At 73.8% G+C, this 8,683-nt stretch carries 9 protein-coding genes; 6 read left to right on the top strand and 3 right to left on the bottom strand.

What is annotated here, in order from left to right:
* Positions 1 to 202: 202 nt before the first annotated feature.
* Positions 203 to 790, bottom strand: coding sequence for a G/U mismatch-specific DNA glycosylase (gene mug / locus VF468_26925; GenBank protein HEX5881923.1), 588 nt, complete (start codon positions 788 to 790; stop codon positions 203 to 205).
* Between the two features lie 57 nt (positions 791 to 847).
* Between mug and VF468_26920 the strand changes: the two genes are divergently transcribed.
* Complete coding sequence (locus tag VF468_26920; GenBank protein HEX5881922.1) at positions 848 to 1,705, top strand: bifunctional 5,10-methylenetetrahydrofolate dehydrogenase/5,10-methenyltetrahydrofolate cyclohydrolase; 858 nt, start codon at positions 848 to 850, stop codon at positions 1,703 to 1,705.
* Positions 1,702 to 2,595: a methylenetetrahydrofolate reductase gene (locus tag VF468_26915; protein ID HEX5881921.1), complete on the top strand. Its 894-nt coding sequence runs from the start codon at positions 1,702 to 1,704 to the stop codon at positions 2,593 to 2,595. Before VF468_26920 ends, VF468_26915 begins: the two co-directional genes overlap by 4 nt.
* Before the next feature lie 69 nt (positions 2,596 to 2,664).
* Here VF468_26915 and VF468_26910 read toward each other — a convergent pair whose 3' ends face one another.
* Both VF468_26910 and VF468_26905 read right to left on the bottom strand, forming a co-directional pair.
* Positions 2,665 to 2,844: a hypothetical protein gene (locus VF468_26910; GenBank protein HEX5881920.1), complete on the bottom strand. Its 180-nt coding sequence runs from the start codon at positions 2,842 to 2,844 to the stop codon at positions 2,665 to 2,667.
* 46 nt (positions 2,845 to 2,890) lie between these two features.
* Positions 2,891 to 4,024, bottom strand: a complete 1,134-nt coding sequence (locus VF468_26905) for a citrate/2-methylcitrate synthase (protein ID HEX5881919.1) — start codon at positions 4,022 to 4,024, stop codon at positions 2,891 to 2,893.
* A 118-nt stretch (positions 4,025 to 4,142) separates the two neighbouring features.
* On the opposite strand from VF468_26905, the gene VF468_26900 reads away from it, so the two are divergent.
* The 4 genes from VF468_26900 to acnA form a co-directional block, all read left to right on the top strand.
* On the top strand, positions 4,143 to 5,231 hold the full coding sequence (locus VF468_26900; GenBank protein ID HEX5881918.1) for an isocitrate/isopropylmalate dehydrogenase family protein: 1,089 nt from the start codon (positions 4,143 to 4,145) through the stop codon (positions 5,229 to 5,231).
* A complete protein-coding gene (gene mdh / locus VF468_26895) occupies positions 5,228 to 6,166 on the top strand; it encodes a malate dehydrogenase (protein ID HEX5881917.1) in 939 nt (312 codons plus the stop codon). Before VF468_26900 ends, mdh begins: the two co-directional genes overlap by 4 nt.
* Entirely contained in the window at positions 6,159 to 6,485 is a 327-nt protein-coding gene (locus VF468_26890; GenBank protein ID HEX5881916.1) for a hypothetical protein, read from the top strand. Before mdh ends, VF468_26890 begins: the two co-directional genes overlap by 8 nt.
* Before the next feature lie 218 nt (positions 6,486 to 6,703).
* On the top strand, positions 6,704 to 8,683 hold a 1,980-nt coding region (gene acnA, locus VF468_26885), incomplete at its 3' end, for an aconitate hydratase AcnA (GenBank protein ID HEX5881915.1).

The raw sequence follows: 8,683 nt of genomic DNA, 5'->3' as shown, positions 1-8,683 counted from the left end.
GGGGCTGGCTGTGGGCGGCCGAGGACCGGCAGCTCCACCGCGTCGACCCGCGGGACGGGACCGTGACGGCCACCGTCGGCGGCCCCGACCTGCGCCGAACGCTGCGTGGACGGCGGGCTGAGCTGGCTCTCCGACCCGCGGCCGGCTCCTGCGCATCGGTCCCGCGCTGCTCGGCAGCCCCTGACCCGCGCCGCCGGACGGCTCAGCCGAGCGACCGGCACAGGGCGGCGAACGCCTCGGCCAGGTCGGGAAGCTGGTAGTGGGCGTTGAGGCCGCTCGGGTTGGGCAGCAGCCAGGCCCGCGACCCGCCGATCGGCTCGGGGAGGGGGCCGACGGCGGCCCGGGGCCGGCCGAAGGCGGTCCGGTAGGCCCCGACCCCGAGCACGGCCACCACCTGCGGCCGGGCGGCGGCCGCCTTGGCGGCCAGGCGGGCCCCGCCGGCCCGCAGCTCGGCGGCGCCCAGCTCGGCGGCGCCGGCGGTGGCCCGCTCGACCAGGTTGGTGATGCCGAGCCCGAGGGCGAGCAGCTGGTCCTCCTCGTCGGGGGCGAGCAGCCGCGGGGTGAGCCCGCCCAGGTGCAGCGCCTTCCAGAACCGGTTCCCCGGCCGGGCGAAGTGGTGGCCGACCGCGGCCGACCACAGCCCCGGGTTGATGCCGCAGAACAGCACCCGCAGGCCCGTCCCGAGCACGTCGGGCACGAACCGGCCCTCGGCGCTCGCCAGCTCGGCGGGGGTGGGCCGGGGGGTTCCGGGGGACCGCCGGGGTGGTCCCCCGGTGGATCGGGCTGCCATGGCCCTGGGAGGATAGCCTGGCCCCGGCGGCGCACGGACGGCTCAGGGAGGATGCCGATGGCGGCGAGGGTGCTGGACGGCAGGGCGGTGGCGGCGGCCATCCGGGCCGAGCTGGGCGACGAGGTCGAACGGCTGGCCGCGGCCGGCCGGCGCCCGACCCTGGCCGCCGTGCTGGTCGGCGACGACGAGGCCTCCCACATCTACGTCGGCTCCAAGCAGCGGGCGGCCGAGCGCTCGGGCATCGGGTCGCGGCGGGTGGAGCTGCCCGCCGACGCCGCCCAGAAGGACGTCCTGGCCGCGGTGGCCGAGCTCAACGCCGACGACGGCGTCCACGGCATCCTGGTCCAGCTGCCCCTGCCGGCCGGGCTGGACCCGGTCGAGGTCCAGGACGCCATCGACCCGGCCAAGGACGTCGACGGGCTGCACCCGGAGAACGAGGGGCGGCTGCTGCGCGGCGACCCCCGGTTCGCCCCCTGCACCGCCATCGGGATCGTCGAGCTGCTGCGCCGCGAGCGCGTCCCGGTCGAGGGCAGCCACGTGGTCATCGTCGGCCGGGGCCTGCTGGTCGGGCGGCCCCTGGCCGTGCTGCTGTCGGCCAAGGCGCCGGGGGCCAACGCCACCGTGACCCTCTGCCACACCGGCACCAGGGGCCTGCCCGGGTTCACCCGGCAGGCCGACGTGCTGGTGGCGGCGGCGGGCCGGCCGGCCATGATCACCCCGGACATGGTCAAGCCGGGCGCGGCCGTGGTCGACGTCGGCAACCACCGCGCCGGCGACCGGATCGTCGGCGACGTCGCCCCCGAGGTCGCCGAGGTCGCCGGGGCCCTGACCCCGGTCCCCGGGGGGGTCGGGCCCATGACCGTGGCCATGCTGCTGGCCAACACCGTCGCCGCCGCCCGCGACGCCGGACGGTGAACCTCGCGCGGCTGCTGGCCGACGGCCGGTTCGTGGTCACCGGCGAGCTGGTCCCGCCCCGGTCGGCCGACCCCGGGGTCGTGCGGCGGGCCGCCCGGCGGCTGCGCGGGCTGGTCGACGCCGTCAACGTGACCGACAACGCCACCGCCCGGGTCGGGATGGCCCCGCTGGCCGCGGCCATGCTGGCCGCCTCCGAGGGCCTCGACCCCGTGCTCCAGCTCACCTGCCGCGACCGCAACCGCCTGGCCCTGACGGCCGATCTGCTCGGCGCCCACGCCCTCGGCATCCGGGCCGTGCTGTGCCTGTCCGGCGACCCGATGGAGGTCGGCCGCACCGGGGCCAAGCCGGTGTTCGACCTCGACGCCATCGGCCTGGCCCGCCTGGCCACCGACCTCGGCCAGGGCCACGGCCCCGGCGGCACCCCGATCGACCCGCCGGCCCGCTTCCTGGTCGGCGTGGCCGAGGCCCCCGGCGCCGACCCCTCCGGCGGCGCCCGCCTGGCCGCCAAGGCCGACGCCGGCGCCACCTTCGCCCAGACCCAGCCCATCTACGACGTGGCCCAGTTCGCCGCCTGGCTCGACCGCCTGGCCGCCCGCGGCCTCCCCGACCGGGTCGCCATCCTCGCCGGCATCCTCCCGCCGGTCTCCGCCGCCCAGCTCGAGCGCTTCGCCACCCTCCCCGGCTGGTCGGTCCCGGACGCCGTCCTCGCCCGCCTGCGCGCCGCCCGCGACCAGCGCGCCGAAGGCATCGCCCTGGCCGCCGAGATGGTCGCCTCCGTCCGTACCCTCCCCGGCGTCCGCGGCATCCACCTCATGGGCCTCGGCCCCACCTCCCCCATCCCCGAGGTCGCCGAAGCCGCCGCCCTCCTGCCCCGCCCCACCCCGGCCTGACGCCACCGGTGCTAGGCGCCCTCCACGACCTGGACCCGCTCGATGCCCTTCCACCTGGCGTCCGCAGCGCTAGTCCCATTCGCCGCGGAGGTCTTGCAGATCGCCCGGCGGGTAGACGTCGTCCCCGACGGCGCCGAGCAGGTCCTCGAAGCTGTCCTCGGCCCGGGTGAGCACGATCCGCCCCGGTCCCGACGCCTCGACCCGCAGCCGCTCCCCGGCCCGCACCCTCGCCTCGGCGAGCACGGCCACCGGGATGGTCGCCTGATGCTTGCGGCTCAGCCGGGTCGTCCGCGGCCTACCCCCGGGACTCCAGGGGCTTCCAGGCGCGGGGGTTGGGACCGATGTACTCCGAGTCCGGGCGGATCAGGCGGTTGTCGGCGTACTGCTCGCGGATGTGGGCCGTCCAGCCGGCCATGCGGGCGGCGGCGAACAGGGGGGTGTAGAGGTCGCCGGGGAGGCCGAGGGCGGAGTAGACGCTGGCCGTGTAGAAGTCGACGTTGGGGTAGAGGGGCTTGGCCTCCATGACCGCCTTCTGGACCCGGACCGAGGTGTCGTACCAGCGGGTCTCGCCGAACTGCTTGCCGAGGCGCTCGGCGATCTCGCGCAGGAGGGTGGCCCGGGGGTCCCAGGTCTTGTAGACGCGGTGGCCGAAGCCCATCACCTTCTGCCTGGCGGCGAGGCGCTCGCGAACCCAGTCGGGGGCGCGGTCGGGCTGGCCGATGTCCTCCAGCATCTCGCGGACCTCCTCGATGGCCCCGCCGTGGAGCGGGCCCTGGAGGGTGGCCACGGCCGCGGTGACCGCGGCGTACATGTCGGCCATGGTGGCGGCGGCGACCCGGCCGGCGAAGGTGGAGGCGTTCAGGGTGTGGTCGGCATACAGCACCAGGACGACGTCGAAGTCGCGGGCGACCTGCGGGTCGGGCTGCTTGCCGGTGAGGGCGTAGAGGAAGTTGGCGGCGATGCCGAGGTCGTCGCGCGGCTCGATCACGTCCCCGCCCGTCCGCAGCCGCTGGTAGGTGGCGATGATCTGCGGGGTCTTGGCCATCAGCCGGTAGGCCTTGCGGAGGTTGGCCTCCTCCGCCTCCTCCGCCCCCTCGTCGTCGGGGTCGAGGGCGGCGGCGGCCGACACCGCCGTCCGCAGGGTGGTCATGGGGCCGGTCCGCTCGGCCAGGGAGCCGACCAGGTCGACCAGCAGCGGGTCAAGGGTGCTCTCGGCCCGCAGCATGGCCACCGTCTCGGACAGCTGGGCGGCCGTCGGCAGCTCCAGGTGGTGCAGCAGGTGGATGGTCTCCTCGAAGCTGGCGTGGGCGGTCAGGTCGGCGATGTCGTAGCCGGCGTACCACAGCCTGCCCTGCTGGCCGTCGACGTCGGAGATCCTGGTCTGGGCGGCGACCACGCCCTCGAGTCCCTTGCCCGTTGCGTCAGCCATCTCGGGGTGCCTCCGGTCGTCTCGGGGGGCGGGTCCACCGCAATCGTAGGGGTTTTCCTGGCGCATCCGCCGTACAGAGATACCCTTGGCGACACCTCGAGCAAAGGAGCGCCCCACCATGGCCCATCGCGTCACGTTCATCCCTGGGGACGGGGTAGGACCGGAGCTGTCGGAGGCGACCCGCCGGGTCCTCGAGGGCACCGGCGTGGGGTTCGACTGGGACGTCCAGGAGGCCGGGGCCGAGGTCATCGACAAGTACGGGACCCCCCTGCCCGACCAGGTGCTCGACTCCATCCGGAGCAACGGGGTGGCGATCAAGGGGCCGCTGACCACCCCGATCGGCACCGGGTTCCGCAGCGTCAACGTGGCCCTGCGCAAGGAGCTCGACCTGTTCGCCTGCCTGCGGCCCTGCAAGACCTACCAGGGGGTCCGGTCCCGCTACGACGACATCGACCTGGTGGTGGTGCGCGAGAACCACGAGGACCTGTACGCCGGCATCGAGTTCGAGCAGGGCACGCCCGACGCGGCCAAGGTCATCGAGTTCCTCAACGGCATCCAGCCCAAGAAGATCCGGGACGACTCCGGCGTCTCGATCAAGCCGATGTCGATCACCGGGACCAGGCGGATCGCCAAGTTCGCCTTCGACTACGCCCGCGCCTACGGCCGCAAGAAGGTCACGGCGGTCACCAAGGCGAACATCATGAAGCACACCGACGGGCTCTTCTACGCCGTGGCCCGCGAGGTGGCCAGGGACTACGACGACGTCGAGTATGACGAGTACCTGGTCGACAACATGTGCATGCAGCTGGTGCAGAAGCCGGAGAACTTCGACGTGCTGCTGCTGCCCAACCTGTACGGCGACATCATCTCCGACCTCGGGGCCGGGCTCGTCGGCGGGCTCGGGGTCGCGCCCGGGGCCAACCTGGGGGATCGGGTGGCGGTGTTCGAGGCCACCCACGGCTCGGCTCCCAAGTACAAGGGGCAGAACAAGGTCAACCCGATGGCGATGATGCTCTCGGGCATGCTGCTGCTGCGCCACCTGGAGGAGGGTGAGGCCGCCGACCGGCTGGAGCGGGCCCTGGCCGCGGTCATCGCCGAGGGCAAGAGCGTCACCTACGACATGAAGCCGTCGCGCGACGATCCCACGGCCGTCGGCACCAGCCAGGTCGCCGACGCCGTGATCGCCAAGATGGAGGCGGGTGCCTGATGGCCAAGGTCACCGTCGTCGGAGCCGGCAAGTACGGCTCGACCACCGTGCAGCGCCTGGCCGAGAAGGACCTCTGCGACGAGGTGGTGATGACCGACATCGTCGAGGGTCTCCCCCAGGGCCTGGCCCTCGACATGAACCAGTCGCGGCCCATCGAGGGGTTCGAGACCCGGGTGGTCGGCAGCAACGGCTACGAGGAGACGGCCGGCTCGGACGTGGTCGTGATCACCGCCGGGGTCCCCCGCAAGCCGGGCATGAGCCGCATGGACCTGCTGGAGACCAACGCCAGGATCGTCGGCGAGGTCACCGGCAAGGTCGCCGACGGCTCGCCGGACGCGGTCCTGATCGTCGTCTCCAACCCGCTGGACGAGATGACGGCCCTGGCCGCCGAGGTGTCCGGGTTCCCCAGGGAGCGGGTCATGGGCCAGGCCGGCATGCTCGACACGGCCCGGTTCAAGCACTTCCTGGCCGAGGAGCTGGGCACCAGCCCGAGCCGGGTCGAGGCCATGACCCTCGGCTCCCACGGCGACACCATGGTCCCGGTGCCGAGCATGGTCAGGGTCGACGGCAAGCCGCTCACCGAGGTCGCCGACGCCGAGACGATCGAGCGCCTGGTCCAGCGGACCCGCGACGGCGGGGCCGAGGTGGTCGCCCTGCTCAAGTCGGGCTCGGCCTACTACGCGCCCTCCAGCGCGGCCGCGGCCATGGTGGCCGCCGTTCTCGGCGACACCGGCGAGGTCATGCCCGTCTGCGCCTGGGTCACCGGCCAGTACGGCATCGACGGCGTCTACCTGGGCGTCCCGGCCAAGCTGGGCCGCGCCGGGGTCGCCGAGGTGGTCGAGCTCCCCCTGACCGACAAGGAGCTGGCCGACCTCCGCGAGGCCGCCGAGGCCGTCCGCTCCAAGCAGGCCGACGTGGCCAAGCTGGTTGGCTGACCAGGCCCACCCGGGCCCGGCCGCCGGGTCCGCCTCCGGCTGTGCCCTGTGCGCGGCCGAGCCGCTGACCCCCTGGTTCCACGAGGACGAGCGCTGCTGGGTCGCGGAATGCCTGATCTGCCGCACCCCGATGGTCGTCTGGCGCCACCACGGCTCCGACCCGCCGCCCTCCGACCGCGAGCACATGCTGACCGTCCTCTCCGGCGTGGCGGCGGCCCGCCTCGGCCCGTCCGGGTTCCGCATCGACCCGGTGATGCGCCGCATCCCCGACCACTTCCACGCCCACGCCCGCGACCCCAACTGGCCCGGGTTCGCCTGAGCGGTAGGTGGCGTCGGGGGTGAACAGGCCGAGGATGGCCGGGGTGTCGGCCTCCTCCCAGGCCCGCCGGTAGGCGGCCAGCCAGACGCCGGCCGGTTCGCGGTCCATGACCGCCGATCGCAGGGCCGGGGGGGTGACCGGACCGCCGCCTGAAGCGTCCCCTCACCGGGTACCCTGCAGAGCGCGAACCTGACAGGCAGATGCGGAGGGCCGGGACCATGGCGGGGAACAGCTTCGGGGCGAAGGCGGGGTTGGACGTCGGGGACCGGTCGTTCGAGGTCTTCCGGCTGGATGCGCTCGGGTCGGTGGGGGACGTCGGGAGGCTGCCGTTCTCGCTCAAGGTGCTGCTCGAGAACCTGCTCCGGAACGAGGACGGGAGCGCCGTCACCGCCGAGGACGTTGAGGCGTTCGCGAGCTGGGACCCGACGTCGGCCGAGGACCGGGAGATCGCGTTCTCGCCGGCGCGGGTGCTGATGCAGGACTTCACCGGCGTGCCCGCGATCGTCGACCTGGCCGCCATGCGCGACGCCATGGCCGCCCTCGGCGGCGACGCGAGCCGGATCAACCCGCTGGCCCCGGCCGAGCTGGTCATCGACCACTCGGTGGTGGCCGACATCGCCGGCCGGGCCGACGCCTTCGTGCGCAACGTCGAGCTGGAATTCGAGCGCAACCGGGAGCGGTACGCGTTCCTGCGCTGGGGCCAGGAGGCGTTCGACGACTTCCGGGTCGTCCCCCCCGGCACCGGCATCTGCCACCAGGTCAACCTCGAGTACCTGGCCAGTGTGGTGTTCACCAACGGCCGCGGTCAGGCCTACCCCGACACCCTGGTCGGCACCGACAGCCACACCCCCATGGTCAACGGCCTGGGCGTGCTCGGCTGGGGGGTGGGCGGCATCGAGGCCGAGGCGGCCATGCTCGGCCAGCCGATCTCGATGCTCATGCCCAAGGTGGTCGGGTTCAAGCTGTCGGGCGAGCTGCCCGAGGGGTCGACCGCCACCGACCTGGTCCTGACCGTGACCGAGCTGCTGCGCCGCCACGGGGTGGTGGGCAAGTTCGTCGAGTTCTACGGCCCCGGGGTCGGCAACGTGCCGGTCGAGAACCGGGCCACCATCGGCAACATGTCGCCCGAGTACGGGTCGACCTGCGCCATCTTCCCGATCGACGCCGAGACCCTGCGCTACCTCGAGTTCACCGGCCGCCCGCCCGAGCTGATCGCCCTGGTCGAGGCGTACGCCAGGGAGCAGGGCCTGTGGCACGACCCGGACGCCGAGCCCCGCTACTCCGAGACGGTCGAGCTGGACCTGGGCACGGTGGTGCCGAGCCTGGCCGGGCCGCGCCGGCCCCAGGACCGGGTCGCCCTCACCGACGCCCGCCGCGGCTTCCGGGCCGCCCTGGCCGACATGACCCCGGAGGGAACCTCCCAGACCAGGCAGGACACCCCGATCGACCGCAAGGTCGACGCGGACGGGCCGGACGAGGCCTCGGCCGAGTCGTTCCCGGCCAGCGACCCGCCGGCGGCCATGGCCGGCACGATGGCCCACGAGAACCACGACCCCCCGCCGGCCGGCTGGTTCGAGCCCGACCCGGCCGGGGCCAGCGGCCGGCCCGGCAAGCGGGTCCCGGTCACCCTGGAGGACGGTTCCCGGTTCGACCTCGACCACGGGCACGTGGTCATCGCCGCCATCACCTCCTGCACCAACACCTCCAACCCGTCGGTGATGCTGGCCGCCGGGCTGCTGGCCCGCAACGCCGTCGACCGCGGCCTCACCTCCAAGCCGTGGGTCAAGACCTCGCTGGCCCCCGGGTCGAAGGTGGTCATGGACTACTACGAGCGGGCCGGGCTGCTGCCCTACCTCGAGAAGCTCGGCTTCCACCTGGTCGGGTTCGGCTGCACCACCTGCATCGGCAACTCCGGCCCCCTGGCCCCCGAGATCTCCCAGGCGGTCGAGGAGCACGACCTGGTGGTCGCCTCGGTGCTGAGCGGCAACCGCAACTTCGAGGGCCGCATCAACCCCGACTGCCGCATGAACTACCTGGCCTCGCCGCCCCTGGTGGTCGCCTACGCCCTGGCCGGGACCATGGACGTCGACCTGCTCGACGACCCCCTCGGCCACGACCCCGACGGCAACCCGGTCTACCTGCGCGACCTGTGGCCGTCCAGCGCCGAGGTGAACGAGGTCATCCGCCAGGCGGTGCAG

This window comes from Actinomycetota bacterium, assembly GCA_036280995.1.
Lineage (GTDB): Bacteria > Actinomycetota > CALGFH01 > CALGFH01 > CALGFH01 > CALGFH01.
The sequence above is the reverse complement of the archived record's forward strand: the minus strand, read 5'-3'. Positions and strand labels throughout refer to the sequence as shown.

Excerpts from the sequence above, each read along its gene's own strand:
- VF468_26900 (HEX5881918.1), top strand. The coding sequence starts at position 4,143 with ATGGCCCATCGCGTCACGTTCATCCCTGGGGACGGGGTAGGACCGGAG.
- VF468_26905 (HEX5881919.1), bottom strand. The coding sequence starts at position 4,024 with ATGGCTGACGCAACGGGCAAGGGACTCGAGGGCGTGGTCGCCGCCCAG.
- mug (HEX5881923.1), bottom strand. The coding sequence starts at position 790 with ATGGCAGCCCGATCCACCGGGGGACCACCCCGGCGGTCCCCCGGAACC.
- VF468_26920 (HEX5881922.1), top strand. The coding sequence starts at position 848 with ATGGCGGCGAGGGTGCTGGACGGCAGGGCGGTGGCGGCGGCCATCCGG.